Annotated in this window: 14 protein-coding genes; 9 read left to right on the plus strand and 5 right to left on the minus strand. The window is 70.2% G+C overall.

The genetic code is table 11. The features are described from left to right. Nucleotides 1-184 precede the first annotated feature (184 nt). The gene (locus ACJQWL_RS12275; RefSeq protein WP_330968932.1) at nt 185-1,504 is read left to right on the plus strand and encodes a DUF418 domain-containing protein; all 1,320 of its coding nucleotides are present in this window, start codon (nt 185-187) and stop codon (nt 1,502-1,504) included. Nucleotides 1,505-1,531: 27 nt separating this feature from the next. Here ACJQWL_RS12275 and ACJQWL_RS12280 read toward each other — a convergent pair whose 3' ends face one another. Next, nucleotides 1,532-2,086 (minus strand): DUF2058 domain-containing protein, encoded by a 555-nt coding sequence (locus tag ACJQWL_RS12280; protein WP_330968931.1) that lies wholly within the window; start codon nt 2,084-2,086, stop codon nt 1,532-1,534. Nucleotides 2,087-2,225: 139 nt separating this feature from the next. Here ACJQWL_RS12280 and ACJQWL_RS12285 point away from each other — a divergent pair, with 139 nt between their 5' ends. Further along, nucleotides 2,226-2,759, plus strand: coding sequence for a M48 metallopeptidase family protein (locus ACJQWL_RS12285; RefSeq protein ID WP_330968930.1), 534 nt, complete (start codon nt 2,226-2,228; stop codon nt 2,757-2,759). Between the two features lie 132 nt (nt 2,760-2,891). Beyond that, nucleotides 2,892-5,603: a PAS domain S-box protein gene (locus tag ACJQWL_RS12290; RefSeq protein WP_330968929.1), complete on the plus strand. Its 2,712-nt coding sequence runs from the start codon at nt 2,892-2,894 to the stop codon at nt 5,601-5,603. A gap of 54 nt (nt 5,604-5,657) precedes the next feature. Here the strand turns inward: ACJQWL_RS12290 and ACJQWL_RS12295 are convergent, their stop codons facing one another. Together ACJQWL_RS12295 and ACJQWL_RS12300 are read right to left on the minus strand one after the other, a co-directional pair. Next, nucleotides 5,658-7,679, minus strand: a complete 2,022-nt coding sequence (locus tag ACJQWL_RS12295; RefSeq protein WP_330968928.1) for a glycoside hydrolase family 97 protein — start codon at nt 7,677-7,679, stop codon at nt 5,658-5,660. A 24-nt stretch (nt 7,680-7,703) separates the two neighbouring features. Beyond that, nucleotides 7,704-10,463, minus strand: coding sequence for an alpha-1,6-glucosidase domain-containing protein (locus ACJQWL_RS12300; protein WP_330968927.1), 2,760 nt, complete (start codon nt 10,461-10,463; stop codon nt 7,704-7,706). 106 nt (nt 10,464-10,569) lie between these two features. On the opposite strand from ACJQWL_RS12300, the gene ACJQWL_RS12305 reads away from it, so the two are divergent. Beyond that, complete coding sequence (locus ACJQWL_RS12305) at nt 10,570-12,093, plus strand: tryptophan halogenase family protein (RefSeq protein WP_330968957.1); 1,524 nt, start codon at nt 10,570-10,572, stop codon at nt 12,091-12,093. 26 nt (nt 12,094-12,119) lie between these two features. Here ACJQWL_RS12305 and ACJQWL_RS12310 read toward each other — a convergent pair whose 3' ends face one another. Then, nucleotides 12,120-13,733, minus strand: a complete 1,614-nt coding sequence (locus ACJQWL_RS12310) for an alpha-glucosidase family protein (protein ID WP_330968956.1) — start codon at nt 13,731-13,733, stop codon at nt 12,120-12,122. A gap of 197 nt (nt 13,734-13,930) precedes the next feature. Between ACJQWL_RS12310 and ACJQWL_RS12315 the strand changes: the two genes are divergently transcribed. Together ACJQWL_RS12315 and ACJQWL_RS12320 are read left to right on the plus strand one after the other, a co-directional pair. Next, complete coding sequence (locus ACJQWL_RS12315; protein ID WP_330968926.1) at nt 13,931-15,451, plus strand: MFS transporter; 1,521 nt, start codon at nt 13,931-13,933, stop codon at nt 15,449-15,451. A gap of 47 nt (nt 15,452-15,498) precedes the next feature. After that, the gene (locus ACJQWL_RS12320; protein WP_330968925.1) at nt 15,499-17,238 is read left to right on the plus strand and encodes an alpha-amylase family glycosyl hydrolase; all 1,740 of its coding nucleotides are present in this window, start codon (nt 15,499-15,501) and stop codon (nt 17,236-17,238) included. Between the two features lie 188 nt (nt 17,239-17,426). Here ACJQWL_RS12320 and ACJQWL_RS12325 read toward each other — a convergent pair whose 3' ends face one another. After that, nucleotides 17,427-18,455, minus strand: coding sequence for a LacI family DNA-binding transcriptional regulator (locus ACJQWL_RS12325; RefSeq protein ID WP_330968924.1), 1,029 nt, complete (start codon nt 18,453-18,455; stop codon nt 17,427-17,429). Between the two features lie 225 nt (nt 18,456-18,680). Here ACJQWL_RS12325 and glnA point away from each other — a divergent pair, with 225 nt between their 5' ends. From glnA to ACJQWL_RS12340, 3 genes are all read left to right on the plus strand, one after another. Beyond that, nucleotides 18,681-20,090 carry a type I glutamate--ammonia ligase gene (gene glnA / locus ACJQWL_RS12330; RefSeq protein ID WP_330968923.1) on the plus strand — a complete coding sequence of 470 codons (1,410 nt, stop codon included), beginning with the start codon at nt 18,681-18,683 and terminating at the stop codon, nt 20,088-20,090. Between the two features lie 135 nt (nt 20,091-20,225). Then, on the plus strand, nt 20,226-20,804 hold the full coding sequence (locus tag ACJQWL_RS12335) for an RNA polymerase sigma factor (protein WP_330968922.1): 579 nt from the start codon (nt 20,226-20,228) through the stop codon (nt 20,802-20,804). Further along, nucleotides 20,801-21,328 carry a hypothetical protein gene (locus tag ACJQWL_RS12340; RefSeq protein ID WP_330968921.1) on the plus strand — a complete coding sequence of 176 codons (528 nt, stop codon included), beginning with the start codon at nt 20,801-20,803 and terminating at the stop codon, nt 21,326-21,328. The genes ACJQWL_RS12335 and ACJQWL_RS12340 overlap by 4 nt, the downstream gene beginning before the upstream one ends. The last annotated feature ends 7 nt before the right edge of the window (nt 21,329-21,335 follow it).

The raw sequence follows: 21,335 nt of genomic DNA on the forward strand, positions 1-21,335 counted from the left end.
TGCGGCGGGTGGCCGACCATGTCCCGGCGGCGACACCCGCCGGCGCAAGGGCCGGTGATCCGAATCCGCTGGCCACATGGGGCCGGCGTTCGCGTTTGATCATCAGACCCGAGCCAGGAGTGGGCATGCACGTTGATCCGCGAAGCATCCGTGATGCCGTTGCCGCTGCACCGATGGCGATGGCATGACCGCGCCTGCCGGTAGCCCGCCTTCGGGCCGCCCGTCCGCCGCGACTCCCCCCCCGTCCGCGGAGGGCCCCGATGGGCGCGGCGAGCCGGTCGACGCCGCGGGGCGCCTGCATGTCCTCGATGCACTGCGCGGGTTCGCCCTGTTCGGCATCCTGCAGGCCAACGTGCTCACGTTTTCGGGACTGTTCTTCCTGGCGATGGTGGGGGACGTGGATCCATCGCCGCTGGACACGGCCGTGGGTTTCGTCATCGAGGCACTGGTCCACGGCAAGTTCTACTCGCTGTTCTCGCTGCTGTTCGGCATCGGCTTCTGCCTGTTCCTGCAACGGGCCGAAGCAAACGGGCGCGCGACCTTGCCCCTGTTCCGCCGCCGGCTCTGGCTGCTGCTGGGCATCGGGGTATTGCACGCGACCCTGATGTGGTCCGGCGACATCCTCATGCTGTATGCGCTGGTGGGCTTCGCCCTGGTCCCGTTCCACCGCCTGCGGTCGCGCACGGTGCTGGCGTGGGCGGCGGGCCTGCTGGCATTGCCGGTACTGGCTTATGCGCTGATGTGGGGCGCCGGCATGGCCGACCCGCTTGGGCCACCGGCGGTCGATCCGGCCGACGCCGCTCCCGCTGCCGGGGGCGGGTTCGACCCGATCGCCTTCATGATCGCCGGCTTCCGTGGCGGCTACCTCGACGTGCTGCAGGCAAACCTGGTGCAGTTGGCCGGGCGATGGGTGGACCTGCTGGTCACCCTGCGCCCGGCGAAGGTGCTGGGGATGTTCCTGCTGGGGCTGTGGATCGGCCGGCACGGCGTGGCACGCGACCTCGACGCCCATGCCCCGCTGATTCGGCGCGTGGCGTCGTGGGGGCTCGGGCTGGGCCTGCCGCTGAACGTCGCCGCGGCGTGGCTTGCGGCCGATGCGACGCCGTACCTGCCCGGTTCCCCGGCAGGGATGGCGGAAGTGCTGATCGCGGCGATCGGCGTGCCGCTGCTGGCGCTGGGTTACGCGGCCGGCATTGCGCTGCTGGTGCGGTCACCGGCGACGTCGCGCGTGCCCATGGCGCTGGCACCGGTCGGGCGGCTGGCGCTGACCAACTACCTGCTGCAGTCGCTGGCGTGCATGTTCGTTTTCTACGGCTTCGGGCTCGGGCTGTACGGGCAGGTCGGCACCGCCACGGCAGCGGGTATCGCGCTGCTCATCTTCGCCGTCCAGCTGCTGCTGAGCCGGTGGTGGTTGCGCCACTACCGGTACGGCCCGGCGGAGTGGGCCTGGCGACGGTTGACCTACCGCGTGCCTGTCGCGCTGAAACGGACCGCGGCCGCGTAGCGGCCCCTACCCGGTGCTGCGCGCGTGCTACCAGACCAGGTCATCGGGCACCTGGAACTGCGCGTAATAGGCATCGTCCTCCGAACTGGGTGCGTCGGGGGGTGCGTCGGTTGCCTGGCCGTGGTCGAGCACGATCATCCCGGGGTCGCGCTCGCGGACCTTCTCGCCGGCGGCGCGCGGCAGCAGTTCGTAGCGCTCGCCCAGCCGGGCGATGACCAGCGCGCCGGTGGCCAGCAGTCTGCGCTGGGCGTCGTCGACCAGCAGCACGCGGATGGCGCCGTCGGCGGTGAAGCGGTACTCGCTCTCGCCGGTACGCGGCACCTTCTTGTCGGTGATGATCTGCCGTGCCTGCGCCCGCAACTCGGCGACGCGGGCCTGCGCCTTGCGTTCGGCGGCAAGGGCGCGGTCGCGCTCGGCCTTCTCCGCGCGGGCGCGCTCCACCTGCTGCGCGATCTCGTCCGGCTTGGCCGGTCCCTTGGCGTGGAGCGCCCGGTTCTGCTCGCGCGCCGCGTCGGCAACCTGTGACTTCTTGACCAGGCCGGCCTTGAGCAGCTGCGCCTGGAGCGGGGTGGGCTTGGCCATGGCGTGGGTTCGCGTGGTGGAGGTGCGGGCGGTCATGATAGCGGCGGCGCCGCGTGCGACGTCGCGTGGGCCCCGTCGGCCGATGGCGAACGCAGGCCGGCGCCCGGCCCCTTCCCGAATACTGCGAGTTTTCGAGCGGATGCAGCCCCTGAAATACCTTGCCGGCTACCCCGCGCACCTGCAGGACAGGGTGCGCGCGCTGATCGAGCAGGACCGGCTCGGTACGGTGCTGGCCGACAAGTACGGTCAGGCCCACGCGATCCGCAACGACGGCCAGCTCTACGGCTACGTGCAGGCGCTGAAGGACCGCCACCTGCGCAAGGCGGTGCCGCTGGGCAAGGTGGTGTACGACACCAAGTTGCAGGTGGTGAAGCACGCGCTGGGCACCCACACCGCCATCTCGCGGATGCACGGTGGCAGGCTGAAGGCCAGCCGCGAGATCCGCATCGCCAGCGTGTTCCGCGACGCGCCCGCCGACTTCCTGCGGATGATCGTGGTGCACGAGCTGGCGCACCTGAAGGAGCCCGACCACGACAAGTCCTTCTACCAGCTGTGCACGCACATGGAGCCGGACTACCACCAGCTGGAATTCGACCTGCGTCTGTACCTCACGCACCTGGAGGTGTCGCGACAAGGGCTGTCCCCCGGGCACGGCGCCGGCGTACCGCCGTAGGTCCGCGGCCACGAAACACCACCCCACCGCTGATTGCCCCGCACGGTGCGCAGGGCTAGATTCGCAGGCTGTGGAATCCCTCGCGCGCCCCTGCCGTCCGTCCGCCCCGTTTGCACTGCGGGGACAGGCGTCGTGACCGGTGAGGTCCCGTTCGACGAGGCGGCGGGCGAGGCAGAGCGTCGCGACCCGGCCGCGCGCACCCGCGCCGAGGACCGGCTCAATGCGCTGATCACCGCGACTTCCGATGTCGTCTACCGGATGAGCGCGGACTGGAGCGAAATGCAGCCGCTGGACGGCCGCGGCCTGGTGGTCAGCAACGACGCGCCGATCCGCGACTGGATGCAACGCAACATCCCCTCGGACGAGCACCCCCGGGTGCGCGCGGCGATCGCCCGGGCCGTCGCGGGCAAAACGGTGTTCGAACTGGAGCACCGCGTCCTGGGTGAAGGGGGCAGCGAGACCTGGACGCACTCACGCGCGGTGCCGGTGCTGGACGCGCACGGCGACGTCGTCGAATGGTTCGGCCTGGCGCGCGACATCACCAAGGCCCGGACCGCCGAAGAAGCGCTGCGCGACAGCGAGCAGCGGTTCCGTTCGGTATTCGAGCAGTCGACCGGCGGCATTGCCCAGGTCGACCTGCAGGGCCGGTTCGTGCTGGTCAACGACCGCTACTGCGACATCGTCGGGCGCCCGCGCGAGCAGCTGCTGGCCATGCGCATGCAGGACCTCACCCACCCCGACGACGTCCCCCAGAACGTCAACCTGTTCGCCCAGGTGGCCCAGGGGCTGATTCCGGACTTCACGATCGAGAAGCGCTACCTGCGCCCCGACGGCTCGGCGGTGTGGGTGCAGAACGCGGTCTCGGCCATCCGTGGGCCCGACGGACGCGTGCGCTACATCACCGCGGTGGTGGCCGACATCACCTACCTGAGGACCGCCGAGGAGAACCAGGGGGCACTGGCCGCCCAGCGCCAGCTCGCGCTCGACGCGGCCCGGCTGGGCTGGTGGCAGTCCGACCCGGCGACCGGCCTGGTGAGCCACGACGCGCGGTACGCGGAGATCTACGGGATCGACAACGCCTCCCCGCGCCCGGTCGAGGAGATCGGCCGGCTGCTGCACCCGGAGGATGCCCCCCGGCTGTGGGCGGCGATCGACGCCGCGGTCCAGCCTGACGACCCCCAGCCTTACCAGGTCGAGTACCGGATCAACCGCCCCGACGGCGCCGTGCGCTGGCTGGAGGCGCGCGGCATCGCATCGTTCGAAGGCCACGGCGAGTCGCGCAGGGTGACCCGTTTCGTCGGAACCGTGGCCGACGTCACCGAGCGCCGGCTGGCCGAGGAACTGCTGCGCGAGAACGAAGCCCGCTTCCGCCTGATGGCCGATGCATCGCCGGCCACGCTCTGGCTGACCGACCCCGACGGCCGCTGCGTCTTCCTGTCGCGCCAGTGGTACGAGTTGACCGGCCAGACCAACCAGGACGCGCTGGGCCTGGGCTGGACCGACGCCACCCATCCCGACGACCGCGAGCAGGTGGCCGATACGTTCCTGCAGGCCAATGCCGCGCGTGCGTTCTTCCGCACCGAGTACCGGCTGCGCACCGCCGGCGGCGACTACCGGTGGGCGATCGACCTGGGCCGTCCGTGGTTCTCCGAGACCGGCGAGTACGCGGGCATGGTCGGTGCGGTGTTCGACATCGACGACCGCAAGCGTGCCGAGGAGGGGCTGGAAGAGGCCAACCGGCGCAAGGACCAGTTCCTCGCCACCCTGGCCCACGAGCTGCGCAACCCGCTGGCGCCGATCTCCAACGCCCTGCAGGTGTGGCCGCTGGTGGAGCAGCAGCCCGAGGAGGCGCGCCGGATCCGCGAGGTCATGGAGCGCCAGGTGCGGCAGATGGTCCGCCTGATCGATGACCTGCTGGACGTCTCGCGGATCAACCGCGGCAAGATCGAACTGCGCAGGGAGCGCCTCGACCTTGGGGTCGCGGTGGCCGCGGCGGTTGAAGCATTGCAGCCGTTCATCGATGCGCATCGGCACCAACTCGTCGTGGTGCTGCCCGACCATCCGCTGCACGTGGACGCGGACCTGGGCCGGCTGGTGCAGGTGTTCGGCAACCTGCTCAACAACGCCGCCAAGTACACCAGCCCGGGCGGACACGTCCGGCTGGAGGCGCGGGGTGACGGGATGGAGGCGGTGGTGACCGTGCGCGACGACGGCGCCGGCATCCCGGCCGACATGCTGGCCCCGGTGTTCGAGATGTTCACCCAGGTCGACCAGTCGCTCGGCCGCTCGCACGGCGGGCTGGGCATCGGACTGACCCTGGTCAAGAGCCTGGTGGAGCTGCACGAAGGGACCGTGGAGGCGCGCAGCGAAGGCCCGGGTCGCGGCAGCGAGTTCATCGTCCGCCTGCCACTCGCGCCCGCCGACGATGCGCCCGCCGGCCCTGCGGCATCGTTGCCCGGCTCGCTGCCCGACGCTAAGCGGCACCGGGTACTGGTGGTCGACGACGTCGAGGCCTCCGCGGACACGCTGGCGCTGATGCTCAAGGGCCTGGGCCAGGAGGCGCGCGCGGTGTACGACGGGGCCTCGGCGCTGGAAGCGATCGCGACATTCCGCCCGGCGGTGGCGTTCATCGACATCGCGATGCCGGGCATGGACGGCTACGAGGTCGCCGGCCGCATCCGCCAACGCCTGGGCAGCGGCCCTGTGCTGGTGGCGCTGACCGGATATGGACAGGAGGACGACCGGCGCCGCGCGTTCGACGCCGGCTTCGACCACCACCTGGTCAAGCCGACCAGCGTCGAGGCGCTGCACCAGGTGTTGCTGGGCCTGCCCGACCGCGCCTGACCGGCCCGGTGCGCGCGCCGCACGCGGGGCCGGCGTTTCCATCGCGGGGCCCGGTCAATGCGCAATGAACCGGATCGCCTGCCCGCCCCCGGCCGCCAGTCGCAGGGGCAATTGGTCGGCACTGGTGACCTCGATGGTCTCGCGTTCGAACGCGAACGCGTCCGTCTTCCAGTGCGCGCCGCGGCCATCGCGGTAAACCTGCGCGGTGTAGCGTCGACCCGGCGCCAGGAACGACAGCGGCAGCTGAAGCGCGCGGCCGTGCTGGTCAGTCACTGCGCCCAGGTACCAGTCGTCGCTGTCGCGGTCCTGGCGGGCGACCACGGCGTAGTCGCCGATCTCGCCCATCAACACGCGCGTCTTCGCCCAGTCGGCCGGTACGTCCTTGATGAACTGGAACGCGTCCATGTGCCGTTCGTAGTGTTCCGGCAGGTCGGCCGCCATCTGCACGGGGCTGTAGATCACCACGAACAGCGCCAGCTGCTTGGCCAGCGTGGTCTGGATGGCCTGGCCACGGCCCTGCAGGCTGAGGATGCCGGGGGTGAAGTCCATCGGCCCCGACAGCATGCGGGTGAACAGCAGTTCGGCCTCGTGCTCGGGAGGGTTGGTCGGGTTGCCCCAGGCGCCGTATTCCATCCCGCGCGCGCCCTCGCGGCTGGCCGCGTTGGGGTAGGTGCGGCGCAGGCCGGTGTCCTTCACCGGTTCGTGCGCGTTGATCGCCACGCGGTGCCTGGCCGCCGCCTCCAGCACCCGCTGGTGGTGGTTCACGTTCCACTGGCCGTCGTGCCACTCGCGCGCGACGCTGCCGTCTGGCAGCCGGCGTTCGACCTGGCCGGCATCGCAGACGTAGCCGGTTTTCACCACGTCCGTGCCAAGCCGGCCGTTCATCGCGAACGCCGCGTCCATCCCGTCCTCGTAGTGGCTGGCCGCGCAGCCGGTCTCGTGGTGGCCGATCAGGTGCACCCCGCGCGCCTTCGCGTAGGCGCCCAGCGCCTCGATGTCGAAGTCGGGCGTCGCCCGGGTGAAGTCGAAGTCGTAGCCGTTGCCGAACCACTGCCCGTCCCAGCCCGGGTTCCAGCCCTCCACCAGCACGCCGCGGAAGCCGTGCTCGGCGGCGAAGTCGATGTAGCGCTTCGTGTTGCGCGTGGTCGCGCCGTGCTTCGGACCGGTGGCCCAGCTCTCGGCCTCCAGGTGCAGCGACCACCAGATGCCGATGTACTTGGCCGGCTGGAACCAGCTGACGTCGCCCAGCCGGTTGGGTTCGTTGAGGTTGAGGATCAGGTCGGACGAGGCGTACAGCGCCGGCGCGGTGTCGGCAATCTGGATGGTGCGCCACGGCGTCTGGAAGGGCAGCGTGCGCCTGACCTTCCAGCCCTCCGAGGCAGGCGAGAGCTGCGTGCGGAAGCGGCGCCCCTGGGCGCGGCGCAGCCACATGCCCGAGTAGTCGACCAGCGCCGCCTCGTGGATGGCGATGTGCAGGCCGTCGCCGGTGCGCAGGGTCATCGGCGTGTGCGCGGCGGTGACCTGCTCGACGGGGGTGGCGTCGTAGAGGTACTCGTAGCGGTTCCACTCGCCCGCCGGGATCCACCACGCGGTGGCGGGCTCGGCGAGCACGAACTCGGTGAGTTCGTCATCGATGACGGCCTCGGCCATGGCCGCCTGCTCCGGGAAGGCGTAGCGGAAGCCGACACCGTCGTCGAACACCCGGAACACGACATCGAACGTGCGATGCGGGGCGATGGTTTCGCGGAAGCTGGCGCGCAGCTCCTGGTGGTGGTCGCGCACGAAGCGGTTCTCGCCCCAGGGCTGCTCCCAGGTTTCGTCGTGCGTCGCCGTGGCGGTACCGGCGAGCGCCAGGTTGCGCTCGATGGTGCCGCTTCCACGCAGCCGGAAACCCATGCGCGAATCCTCGATCACCGGCTCGCCGAAGCGCAGTACACGGTAGGCCAGGCGACCCTCGCTGAGGTCCAGCTCGACGCTGAGCACCTCGTTGGGCGATGTCACCGTGGCAACGGTTTCGGCCTGGGCCACCGGCGAGGCCAGGGCGAGGGCGAGGAGGCTAAGGGCAGGCAAGCGCATGCGCTGGGTTCCCGTGGTGGCTTGTCAGTCGATGACGAGGACGACCGCGGTGCGCGCCGCCACGTCGAACTGGCCGGAGTCGATGTCGTAGCGGGTGTCGTACGGCCGGTCGTCGGCGGAACCGGGCTCCCGATGCACCGGGTGCAACGACCAGTCGCGCCCGGCCAGTGCGGGGATCACCACCGTCTGTGCATCCGGCGACACGTTCACCAGGTACAGCAGCGCCTGGAAGTTCGCGCCTTCGTAACCGCGGCCGTCGATCTCGCCGACGATGACCACCGGATTCTGGTCGGGGCCGGTGTTGTGGAATCGCAACCGCCGGGCCACGTCTTCGGCGTTGCGCAGCCGCAACAAGGTGCTGCTGGCGCGGATGCGCAGCAGGTCCAGGAACGCGTCGCGGGTGAAGGCGATGTCCGCCGGCGTCGGCGAGATGGCGGCATCGCGCATCAGGGGGCGCATCAGGTCCCAGTCTTTCTCGTTGGTGTTCGCCGGCGGCAGGCCGGTGCCCACGTGGTTGGTCCGGCCGGTCCAGTCGATGCGGTTGAACCAGTCGCCGGAATCGAAGCTGTTGCGGTCCAGCGACTTGGAGCGCAACAGCTCGCCGCCGGCGTGGAAGTAGGCGATGCCCTGGCTGAAGGCGTTCAGTGCCAGCGCCAGCACCTGCACGCGCGCACGCTCGGCCGCGGACGTACCGGCAGGCAGCTTGAACACGTTGATGTCGAACAGGGTCTGGTTGTCATGGTTCTCGACGTAGTTCACGACCTCGGCCGGCTGCGCGGCGTACCCGGCCGGCTGGCCCTTGTAGTCCAGCCCCGACAGCGGCGTGTCCGTGCCGTCGGCGGCCACCATGCGGTAACCGGCCAGCGTGCCGGCCAGCCCCGCCCGGACCAGGTCGGCCGCGTGCAGCAGGTCGCTGCGGGTGGCCCCGGTGCCGCGGCCGTTGTCGGCGTAGTGCAGGCCGTTGGCGTAGCCCTGCACGAACAGGGCGCTGCCACTGTCGGCAGGGCCGCCGCCGCGGATCGCATCGCGTGCACGGTCGCTGAAGGTGGCGATGCCCGAGCCCTGCAGCGAGCCCTGCGAGGCCTGCACGAAGCGCCTGCCGCCGGCCACCTCGCCGAAGTCCCAGCCCTCGCCGATGAGCTCGACGCGGCGGCCTGCCGCGGCATCCACCCGCGCCTGCAGGCGCTGCATCGCCTCGCGCGGCTGGTGGCCCATCAGGTCGAAGCGGAACGAGTCGATGCCGTAGTGGCGGACCCACAGCCCGGCCGAGTCGATCATCAGCCGCGCCATCATCGCGTGCTCGGTCGCGGTGTTGTCGCAACAGGTCGAGCGTTCGACCGCGCCGTTCGCATCGAGGCGGTGGTAGTAGCCGGGGACGACGCGGTCCAGCACCGAGCGCGGCGACTGCCCGGATGCGGTGGTGTGGTTGTAGACCACGTCCATGCCCACGCGCAGGCCGTGTGCGTGCAGCGACTGCACCATGGCGCGGAACTCGCGGATGCGGACGGCGGGATCGGTCGCGTCGGTGGCGAAGCTGCCCTCGGGCGCATTGAAGTGGTACGGGTCGTAGCCCCAGTTGAAGCAGTCGTCGGCAGCGACGGCCATCACCGCGGCCTGCTGCGCCTCGCTGTCGGCCGCGGCCGCGGGCACGTCCGGTTCGATGCAGACCGACTCCGGAACGGTGGCCAGGTCGAACACCGGCAGCAGGTGGATGTCGGTGATGCCCGCCTGGCGCAGGGCGCGCAGGTGGCGCACGCCGTGGCTATCCGCCTGCGTGAACGCGGTGTAGGTCCCGCGATGCGTGGCCGGCACGCTGGCGTCGTCGCGCGAGAAGTCGCGCACGTGCAGCTCGTAGATCGCCATGTCGACCATCGATGCCAGCGGCGCGGGGCGGTCGTGGCCGTCCCAGCCCGCGGGCTTGAGGTCGTCAGCGTCGAGGTCGAAGAACACGCTGCGCATGCTGTTGGCAGTCAGCGCCACAGAATAGGGATCGGTCACGCGGTTACGCACCACGCCGGTGCCCGGTACCACCACGTCGACCAGGTAGGTGTACGCGCGTCCGGAAAGATCGTCATCGACATGCCTCGTCCAGGCGCCGGTGGCGGATTCGCGCACCAGCGGCAGGCGCGCGGTCGCGGGCCCATCGACAGTGTCGTACAGGCACACCGACACCTCGCGCGCCGTTGGCGCCCACACGCGCAGGGATGACGCGTGCTCGCCGAGCAGCGGGCCCAGCGGGGGCGCGTGCCCGGCCGCCGCGGCCGCATACAGGTCGTCGAGCGCGCCCGGGTGTTGCAGCCGGGTGCTCCGTACAACGCGGCCCCGTTCGTCCTCCTGCGTCAGTACCAGCTCGCCACGCAGGAGCGTGCGGATCGCGTCGTCGGCCAGTTGCAGGCGCAGCCGGGGTCCGTCGCCGATGAAGGCGAAGCGCCGGCGCAGCGCTTCGGGCAGCGGGGCGGCGTCGCGCACCAGCGGCCAGCGCGCGTCGCTTCCCCTCACCGGCAGGCCGGGCGTGGCGACCACGCTTGCGTGGGCGGAGTGGTGCAGCACGAAGTTCCCGTGCATCGGGGCACCGGGCCAGGCGATCCGGTGGCGGTCCAGCCAGTACCCGCGCGCCGCGGTGTCGGTGGCGGCGGCCGGGGCCAGTACCCGGCCGACCTCGTCGCTATCGCAGTCGGCGAGCGCTGCATGGGCGTCGCCGGCGTGGACCGGCGGCGCGGCCAGCAGGGCGGCCAGCAGCCAGGTCGAGGTGGCGAATCGGAACAGGCGAGGGTCAGCGGGCATGAATACGAATTCCTGGCTGGAGGCGGTGCACGCCTCGCGCGCACGGCGGGTGTTTTGCCCTAGGCTGGCGCCCGCGCCGGATCCTGGCGTGGCACGGGGAGGGACGATGGACGAGGGACGGGGCGCAGCCGGTCGGATCAGCAGGGTCGTGATCGTCGGTGGCGGGACTGCCGGCTGGATGGCTGCGGCGATGCTGTCCAGGCTGATGGGGGGCGCGCTGGAGATCACCCTGGTGGAATCCGAGCTGATCGGTACGGTCGGCGTGGGTGAGGCGACGATCCCGCAGATCCGCCTGTTCAATGCCACCCTGGGCATCGACGAGAACGAGTTCATGCGCAAGACGCAGGGCACGTTCAAGCTCGGCATCGAATTCGTCGACTGGCTGCGGCCGGGCCACCGCTACATGCACGCCTTCGGCGCGATCGGGGGTCGCCCGCTGGGCGCGGTGCCGTTCCACCAGTACTGGCTCAAGTCGCGCCAGGCCGGACGCGCGGCGGAGCTGGATCGCTACGTGTTCAACGCCGTTGCCGGCTGGCAGAACCGGTTCATGCGCGGCGCCGACATCGCCAACTCGCCCCTCGGCAACGTCGCCCACGCCTTCCACTTCGATGCCGGGCTGTACGCCAGGTACCTGCGCGGCCTGGCCGAGGCGCGCGGCGTGACACGCGTGGAAGGCACCATCGGCGACGTGCGCCTGCGCGGCGAGGACGGCTTCATCGAATCGGTGGTGCTGGACGACGGCCGCGTGGTCGAGGGGGAGCTGTTCCTGGACTGTTCGGGCTTCCGCGGCCTGCTGATCGAGCAGGCGCTGCACGCCGGCTACGAGGACTGGACCCACTGGCTGCCGTGCGACCGCGCCATGGCGGTGCCGTGCGAACCGGCGGGCCCGCTCACGCCCTACACGCGGTCGACGGCGCGCAGCGCCGGCTGGCAGTGGCGCATCCCGCTGCAGCACCGCACCGGCAACGGCATGGTCTACAGCAGCGCGCACATCGACGACGACGAGGCCGCGCGCACGTTGCTGGGCAACCTGGACGGCGCTCCACAGGCCGATCCGCGCGCGCTGCGTTTCACCACCGGCATGCGCAAGCGCTTCTGGCACCGCAACTGCGTCGCGCTGGGCCTGGCCAGCGGCTTCATGGAGCCGCTGGAGTCGACCAGCATCCATTTCATCCAGGCCAGCCTGTCCAAGCTGGTGAGCTTCTTCCCCCGTGCCGGTTTCGACCCGGTGGAGATCGACGAGTACAACCGCCAGGTGCAGTTCGAGTACATCCGCTCGCGCGATTTCCTGGTGCTGCACTACTGGGCCAACCGGCGCGACGAACCGTTCTGGCGTGACTGCCGGGCGATGTCGATCCCCGACACGCTGGCCCACAAGATCGAACTGTTCCGACGCAACGGACGCGTGTTCCGCGAGCACGAGGAGCTGTTCACCGAAAGCAGCTGGATCCAGGTGTTGATCGGGCAGGGCGTGCTGCCGGCGGGCTACCACCCGATGGTCGACCTGCTGGACGACAGCGAGGCCGAGGCGATGCTGGCGGGGGTGCGCAAGGTACTGGAGGCCTGTGCCGGCCAGATGCCATCGCACGGGGAGTTCATCGCCCGCCATTGCGCGGCCGGCATGGCCTGAGCAGGTCGGCGTCGGCCCGGCCGCGATCACCCCAGCGAGGCGTAGAACACGCCGCGCGGCGGCAGGTGCAACCGGTCGCCCTCGAGATGGCCGGCGGGCAGGCCGTGGTCCTCCAGCGGGGCGGCGGGCGCCAGGCCGCGCAGGTCGCACCCGGCCGCCTCGGCCGACAGGTTGAACGCGACCAGCAGGCGTTGCGCACCGTGCGAGCGGGTGAAGGCCAGCACCGGTTCGGGCGTGTCAACGAACGCGATGTCGCCGTGGACCAGCGCGGGGTGGTGCTTGCGCCAGCGCAGGAAGCGCCGCGTGGTGTTCAGAACCGAGCCGGCGTCGGCCTCCTGCGCCTGCACGCTGCGTGCGCGATGCCCAGCCGGTATCGGCAGCCACGGCGGCGCGGGGCTGAAGCCGGCCTGCCCGTCGCTGGCCCACGGCATCGGGGTGCGGCAGCCGTCGCGGCCCTTGAACTTGGGCCAGAACGAAACCCCGTACGGGTCCTGCAGCGATTCGAACGGCACCTCGGCCTCGTCCAGCCCCAGCTCCTCGCCCTGGTACAGGCACACCGATCCGCGCAGCGAACACACCAGCGCCACCAGCTGCCGGGCCAGGTCGTCGGAGGGGTCCTCGCCGCCCCAGCGGGTGACCGCGCGACGCACGTCGTGGTTGGAGATCGCCCAGCACGGCCAGCCGTGCGGCATCCGCGCTTCCAGTTTCTCCACGGTGTCGCGGATGTAGCCGACGGTGAAGTCGTCGGTGAGCAGCTCGAAGCTGTAACCCATGTGCAGCCGGGTGTCGCCCACGTACTCGGCCATCGTCGCCAGCGAATCCTCCGAGGAGAACTCCCCCAGCGCCGCCGAGCCGGGGTGGCGGTCCATCAGTGCGCGCAGCTGCTCCATGAACACCAGCGTTTCCGGGCGGGTGTTGTTGAAGTGGTGGTACTGGTACGCATACGGGTTGTCGGCGCTGAAGCCGCGGCCCACCCGCAGGTGCGCGGGCTTGGGCGGGTTGTCGCGCAGCTGCGCGTCGTGGAAGCAGAAGTTGATCGCGTCCAGCCGCAGCCCGTCCACCCCGCGTGACAGCCAGAAGTCGACGTTGTCGAGCGTGGCCTGCCGCACCTCGGGGCAGTGGAAGTTGAGGTCGGGCTGGGTGGCCAGGAAGTTGTGCAGGTAGTACTGCTCGCGCCGCGGCTCCCATTTCCACGCAACGCCGCCGAAGATCGACAGCCAGTTGTTGGGCGGGGTGCCATCGGGCCGGGGGTCGGCCCACACGTACCAGTCGGCCTTGGGGTTGTCGCGGCTCTCGCGGCTTTCCAGGAACCACGCGTGCTGGCTGGAGGTGTGGCTCAGCACCTGGTCGATCATCACCTTGATGCCCAGCCCGTGCGCCTTGTCCAGCAACCGATCGAAGTCCTCCAGCGTGCCGAACAGCGGATCGACCGCGCGGTAGTCGGCGATGTCGTAGCCGAAGTCGGCCATCGGCGACTTGAAGAACGGCGAGATCCAGATCGCGTCCACCCCGAGGCTGGCCACGTGGTCGAGCTTCTCGACGATGCCGGGCAGGTCGCCCACGCCGTCGCCGTTGGTGTCCAGGAAGCTGCGCGGGTAGATCTGGTAGATCACCGCGCCGTGCCACCAGTGTGTCGTCATTGCCATTGCGCGACCCGGTCCGTTCGAACGCGGACTATTCCACGGTGTGCAGGTGCACACGCGCATGGCCGGGCCCGGCAAGCGGTGAATACGTTTGCACCGGCCATGGTGCAGTGCGATGGCTCACTAGGATGGCCGCCATCCCCGGCCGCGCCCGCCCGTCCGCGCCGGCGCCGCACCCCGCAAAGGACCCCCGCATGACCCGCAAACCGCAGCTGTCGTTCTGGCAGATCTGGAACATGTGCTTCGGCTTCCTCGGCATCCAGTTCGGCTTCGCGCTGCAGAATGCCAACGTCAGCCGGATCTTCCAGACGCTGGGCGCGGACATGGACCAGATCCCGCTGCTGTGGATCGCCGCCCCGCTCACCGGGCTGATCGTGCAGCCGATCGTGGGCTACATGTCGGACCGCACCTGGACCGGGCTGGGCCGGCGGCGGCCGTACTTCCTGGTCGGCGCGGTGCTGGCGACGCTGGCGCTGCTGGTGATGCCCAACTCGCCGGCGCTGTGGATCGCGGCCGGCACGCTGTGGGTCCTGGACGCCTCCATCAACATCGCGATGGAGCCGTTCCGCGCGTTCGTCGGCGACCAGCTGCCGGTGCGCCAGCGCCCCAGCGGCTACGCGATGCAGAGCTTCTTCATCGGCGTGGGCTCGGTGATCGCCTCGATGCTGCCCTTCATCCTGGAGCGCCTGGGCGTGCCCAACACCGCCGGGCCCGGCGAGGTGCCCGACACCGTGCGCTATGCGTTCTATTTCGGCGGTGCGGTGCTGGTGTTGGCGGTGGGCTGGACGGTGCTGCGTACGCGCGAATACACCCCGGCCCAACTGCATGCCTGGGACGAAGCCCCGCCGCTGGTGCACCGTGCGCTGGACCCGTCACGCGCGCGGCGCACGGGATCGGCGTGGCTGTTGGCCGGCGGCGCCGGCGCGGCCTTGATCGCGGTGTTCGCGCTGGACCGGCAGCTGTACATCCTGGCCGGCCTCATCGCGGCCTACGGCATCGCGCTGCTGCTGCGCACCGCGTTCTCCGGCGGCAATGCGTTCACCTCCATCCTCGACGACCTGCAGGACATGCCGCAGGCGATGCGGCAACTGGCGGTGGTGCAGTTCTTCAGCTGGTTCGCACTGTTCTCGATGTGGATCTACACCACCGGCGCGGTGACGGAAGTGCACTACGGCAGCACCGACACCACGTCGGCGGCCTACAACGCCGGCGCGAACTGGGTCGGCGTGCTGTTTGCCGCCTACAACGGGTTCGCCGCGCTGGCGGCGATCGCGATCCCGTGGATGGTGCGCCGGTTGGGCCTGCGCATCAGCCATCTGGTCAACGTCACCCTGGGCGGGATCGGGCTGCTGTCGTTCCTGTGGATCCGCGAGCCGGCGTGGCTGTTGCTGTCCATGGTGGGGGTGGGCTTTGCCTGGGCGTCGATCCTGTCGCTGCCGTACGCGCTGCTGTCGGACAGCCTGCCGGCACGCAAGATGGGCGTGTACATGGGCATCTTCAACTTCTTCATCGTGATCCCGCAGCTGGTCGCCGCCAGCCTGCTCGGGTTCCTGCTCAAGACGTTCCTGGACGGTGCGCCGGTCAACGCGCTGGCGATCGGCGGCATCAGCCTGGTCGTGGCGGGGCTGTGCGTGCTGCGCGTTCGCGAGCCTGCCGATGCCCCGGTGGCAGTGCCTGCCGCGAATGGCCCGGGGCATGGCCTGTCAACCCGCTGAGAAACCGGCTCCGCCACTACGCCCGACTTCCGCCCCTGGAACCGCCCATGTCCCTCCGCCGCCCCCGCCTCCTGCCCGTCGTCGTCGCAGTGGTCCTTGCATCCGCGCTGGGCGCATGTGCGCATGCACCCTCCAGCGCGGGCACGGCCCCGCCCACCCAGGCGCGTTACGTCGGCACCGACGAGCCGTTCGCCGCGCACGCGGTGTACTTCGTGGTGACCGACCGCTTCGTCAACGGCGATGCGTCCAATGACCAGCGTGACCAGGGCGGGCGGCACCGCACCTTCGACCGCCCGCTGGAGCCCTGCGACGGCGTGGCCGGCAACGTCGGCTACCTGGGCGGGGATTTCCGCGGCATCGTCGACAACCTCGACTACATCCGCGGCATGGGTTTTGGCGCCGTGTGGATCACCCCGGTGGTCGACAACCCGGACGAGGCGTTCACCGGCGGCAGCGAGCCCGGCTGCGGCACCATGCTGAGCGACCGCGGCAAGACCGGCTACCACGGGTACTGGGGCGTCGATTTCTTCCGGCTGGACGAGCACCTGCCCAGCGCCGGACTGGACTTCCGCGGCCTGGCCGACGCGGTGCACGCGCGCGACATGAAGCTGGTGCTGGATATCGTCGGCAACCACGGTTCGCCGGCGTATTCCATGACGCACGACCAGCCCAAGTTCGGCGAGGTCCATGGACCCGATGGCAGTGTCATCGCCGACCACCAGAACCTGCACCCCACGCAACTGGACCCCGCCGGCAATCCGCTTCATGCGTTCTTCAACGCCACCGGTCCGGTGGACGGTGCGACCGGGTCGATTTTCGACGGCAACCTGGCGCAGCTGGGCGACTTCGATGCCGCCAATCCGGCGGTGCTGGAGTACCTGGCGGGCGCGTACGAGCAATGGATCGACCAGGGCGCGGACGCGTTCCGCATCGACACCATCGCCTGGATGCCGCACGCGTTCTGGAAGGCTTTCACCCAGCGCATCCGTAGCCGGCACCCGGGCTTCTTCATGTTCGGCGAGGCCTTCGACTACGACGCGGCCGCGATCGCCGCGCACACGTTGCCGGCCAACGGCGGGGTCAGCGTGCTCGACTTCCCGATGAAGCAGGCGATGGACGAGGTGTTCGGCCGCAAGCGCGTCGGCTTCGAGCGCCTCGCCCCCACCCTGCACCTGGTCGACGGGCCGTATGCCAACCCCTACGCGCTGGCGACGTTCTACGACAACCACGACATGGCACGGATGGATGCCTCGGACGAAGGCTTCATCGACGCCCACCACTGGCTGTTCACCGCGCGCGGCATCCCGGTCGTCTACTACGGCTCGGAGACCGGCTTCATGCGCGGCCGTGCCGAACACGCCGGCAACCGCAACTACTTCGGCCAGGCGCGCGTGGACGCGGCGGCCGACCATCCGATCCACCAGGCACTGACCCGTATCGCCAGCGTGCGTCGCACCACGCCGGCGTTGCAGCGCGGCGTGCAGCTCAACGTGGAGCTGGCCGGCGACCGCGCGGCCTTCTACCGCGTGCTTCAGGACGGCGACACCGCGCAGGTCGCGCTGGTGTTGCTCAACAAGGGCGATGCGCCCGCTGCGTTCGCGATCGACGCGATGCTGCAGGCGGGCACGTGGCGGGCGGCGCTGTCGGGTGTCACACGACAGGTGGCGACCGGCGGCACGCTGACGGCGACGGTGCCGGCGCACGGCGTCGAGGTGTGGGTGCGGGACGGACCAGTAACGGAGCCGGCGCTGGTGGCGGCATTGGAGGCGGTGACGGGCAGGGATTGAGAACGCCGTATCGGCCACCGGTTGGTGATCGCGGCTGAAGCCGCTCCGACGGGAGCCAGGTGGTCCCTCGTCACACGCCTGTAGGAGCGAGGTGAGTCGCGACCAGCAGTCGGCGAGTCGCGTTACACGCCGGATGCCGGGGGTCGCGACTCACGTCGCTCCTACAAAGGTCCTGGAGATCGCGGCCGCTACGCCCCGGTCGAGCGCCGCACCACCAGGGTGGCCGGCAGGGTGGTGCTCTCGGCGGGTTCGCCGCGGACCTGCCGCACCAGCGACTCCACCAGCAGTTCGCCGGCACGCGAGGTGTCCTGGAACACGGTGGTCAGCGCGGGCTGGGCGAAGCGGGCCATGGGGATGTCATCGAAGCCAGCCACGGCAACGTCATCGGGTACGCGCAGGCCGTGCTGCGACAGCGCGCGCATGGCGCCGATGGCGATCAGGTCGCTGGCGGCGAACACCGCGTCGAAGGGGACCTTGCGCGCGAGCAGCGTGCGCGCGGCTGCGAAGCCGGCTTCCTCCGAGCTCTCCGCGTCCACCTGCAGCGCCGGGTCCATGGCGGCGCCGACGGCCTGCAGGGCCGCATCGCAGCCCCGGTAGCGGTCGTAGAACTCGGGGTAGTGGCTGGAGGCATCCCCGAGGAATGCAATGCGACGGTGGCCGAGCGCGGCCAGGTGTTCGCCCACCAGGCGCCCGCCCAGCAGGTTGTCGCAGCCGATCGAGACACCGGGCTGGCCCTCCAGCACCGCGCCCCAGCGCACGAAACGCGTGCCCTGCTCGACCAGCGTTTCCAGCTTGCCGCGGTAGGCCAGGTAGTCGCCGTAGCCGAGCAGGATCAGGCCGTCGGCCTTCATGCTGTCCTCGTAGTCGGCGTGCCAGTCGTCCGACAGCTGCTGGAACGACACCAGCAGGTCGTGGCCGTGGCGCGCACAGGCGCGGGTGATCGAGCCGAGCATCGACAGGAAGAACGGGTTGATGTGCGAGTCGTCCGGCGTGGGGTCCTCGAACAGCAGCAGCGCCAGCGTGCCGGCGCGCTGGGTACGCAGGCTGGAGGCGTGCCGGTCGACCTTGTAGTTCAGCTCCCGCACCGCCGCCTCGACCCGCTCGCGGGTCTGGGCGTTGACCAGCGGGCTGCCACTCAGGACCCGTGAAACCGTGGCCTGGGACACCCCGGCCCGGTGGGCGATATCGATCGAAGTGGCCTTGGACTTCCTGCGCATGCGCGGTTGCACGGGTGGCGGCCGCCGGCGCGGGCCGGTTGCGAGTGTAGACGTTCCGGTGCGCACCACCCGGGTGCGTCCGGGTCAGGGCATGCGCCATGTTGGTGCGCTTTCGCAACGGTGCGGAGAAGCACTTCATAAGAATCAACCGGTTGCAGTGGGGGTCTGGCTGGCACGATGCTTGCGTTGCTCTACTGCATCCCATCACCCCGCGGAGTTGCCTGCATGTCCAGCGAGACCATCGAGAAGCTGATCAAGGACCACAAGGTCGAGTTCGTCGACCTGCGTTTTGCCGACATGCGGGGCGTCCAGCACCACGTCACCTACCCGGCGTCGATCGTCGACGACACGCTGTTCGAAGACGGCCGGATGTTCGACGGCTCCTCCATCAGCGGCTGGAAGGGCATCAACGAGTCGGACATGGTGCTGCTGCCCGACGCCTCGACCGCATTCCTGGACCCGTTCACCGCCGACCCGACCCTGGTGCTGGGCTGCGACATCCTCGACCCCTCGACCATGCAGGCCTATTCGCGTGATCCGCGCGGCGTGGCCAAGCGCGCCGAGGCGTACCTCAAGGCCAGCGGCATCGCCGAGCAGGCGTTCTTCGGGCCGGAGCCGGAGTTCTTCATCTTCGACTCGGTGCGCTACGCCAACGACATGGGGCACACCTTCTTCCACGTCGACTCCGAAGAGGCCGCGTGGAACTCCGGTCGCGAGTACGAGGGTGGCAACACCGGCTATCGCCCGGGGGTCAAGGGTGGTTACTTCCCGGTCGCCCCGCTGGACACGCTGCACGACATCCGCGCCGAGATGTGCAAGACGCTGGAGGCGGTCGGCATCGAAGTCGAAGTCCACCACCACGAGGTCGCCAACGCCGGCCAATGCGAGATCGGCACCAAGTTCAACTCGCTGGTGCGCAAGGCCGACGAGTTGATGATGATGAAGTACATCATCAAGAACGTGGCCCATCGCAACGGCAAGACCGCGACCTTCATGCCCAAGCCCATCGTCGGCGACAACGGCAGCGGCATGCACGTGCACCAGAGCCTGGCCAAGGGCGGCACCAACCTGTTTTCCGGTGACGGCTACGGCGGCCTGAGCCAGATGGCGCTGTGGTACATCGGCGGCGTGTTCAAGCACGCGCGCGCGCTCAACGCCTTCACCAATTCCACCACCAACAGCTACAAGCGCCTGGTGCCCGGTTACGAGGCGCCGGTGATGCTGGCGTACTCGGCCAGCAACCGCTCGGCCAGCTGCCGCATCCCGTACGTGTCCAACCCCAAGGCGCGCCGGGTCGAGTTCCGCTTCCCGGACCCGATGCAGTCGGGCTACCTGACCTTCGCCGCGCTGATGATGGCGGGCCTGGACGGCATCAAGAACCAGATCGACCCGGGCGCGCCGTCCGACAAGGACCTCTACGACCTGCCGCCGGAGGAGGAAAAGAACATCCCCACCGTGTGCCACTCGCTGGACCAGGCGCTGGAAGCACTCGACAAGGACCGCGAGTTCCTCAAGGCCGGCGGCGTGTTCACCGACGACATGATCGACGCCTACATCGGCCTGAAGATGAAGGAAGTCACCGCGTTCCGCGCCGCGACCCACCCGCTCGAGTACCAGATGTACTACGCGATCTGAGGCGTACCGCCCGCCACAGGCACGACCCGCAGGCCCGGAGCGATCCGGGCCTGTTCCGTTTGCGAAACGGGTGCGTGCGCGGCGCGAGCGTCGCCGGGCTTAAACCTTCCGCGCCACCGCTGCATCGGACTGGCTATGCTCACCGCCGTGGCCGACTACGCACCCCAGACCCTGCCGGCCGACGCCGAGGATCGGGCACTGGTGGGCGCGGCCGCCCGCGGCGAGGTCGCGGCGTTCGAAGCCTTGTACCGACGGCATGCCGGACGGGTGCATGGCGTCATCGGCCGGCTGGTGGGCGGCCATGGCGCCCGCGCCGAGGACCTGACCCAGGACGCGTTCGTCCGTGCATGGCAGGCGTTGCCCGGGTTCCGGTTCGAGTCCGCGTTCTCGACCTGGCTGCACCGGCTGGCGGTCAACACCGCGCTGATGGACCTGCGTCGCCAGCGCAGCCGCCCGGGCGAGGACGACGACAGCGCGTTCGACGTGCTGGGCACGCCGGACTCGGCCGGCCACGGCACCGCGCTGGCGATGGACCTGGAGCGTGCGGTGGCGACGCTGCCGCCACGCGCCCGTGCGGTGCTGGTGCTGTTCGACGTGGAAGGCTGGACCCACGAGGAGATCGCCGCCGAGCTGGACATGGCGGTGGGCAGTTCAAAGGCGCAGTTGCACCGCGCGCGGCGCCTGCTGCGCGACCGGCTGGGAGCACGAGAATGACCTGCAAGACACCCGACGACACCCCCCTGCTCTCCGATTCACTGCGCGCGTCCCTGCGTACGCTGTGCCGCGACGTGGCACCGCCCGCGGCGACGTGGGACCGCATCGCCGGCCGCATCGCCGCCCCCGGGCACGTCGCCGTGCCCGCCCGCCGGCGCCGGGCGACCGCCCGCTGGATGCTGCCACTGGCGCTGGCCGCGTCCCTGGCCGGCGTGCTCGCGATTGGCGTCTGGCAGGTGCTCGCGCCCCCCCCGGCGCCCGAGACCACCGCGGGCGCGAGTACGCCGGGGGATGTGCGGATGCAGGCCGGGGGCCTGGTCCGCGAGTACCGGGCCGCGCTGTCGGAAGTGGGTGGCGCGCGCGTCACCCCCGCGCTGCAACCCGGGCTGGCCGAGCTGGATCGCAACGCCGCGCAGATCTTGGCCGCCCTGCAGCGCGACCCCGACTCGGCACTGCTGCTGCAGCAGTTGCGCCGCACCTACGCACGCCGCCTCGCGCTGTCACGGCGCGCCGCCCTGACCTGACCTGACC

It is taken from the genome of Novilysobacter viscosus (assembly GCF_046600715.1).
GTDB classification, from domain to species: Bacteria; Pseudomonadota; Gammaproteobacteria; order Xanthomonadales; family Xanthomonadaceae; genus Lysobacter_C; species Lysobacter_C viscosus.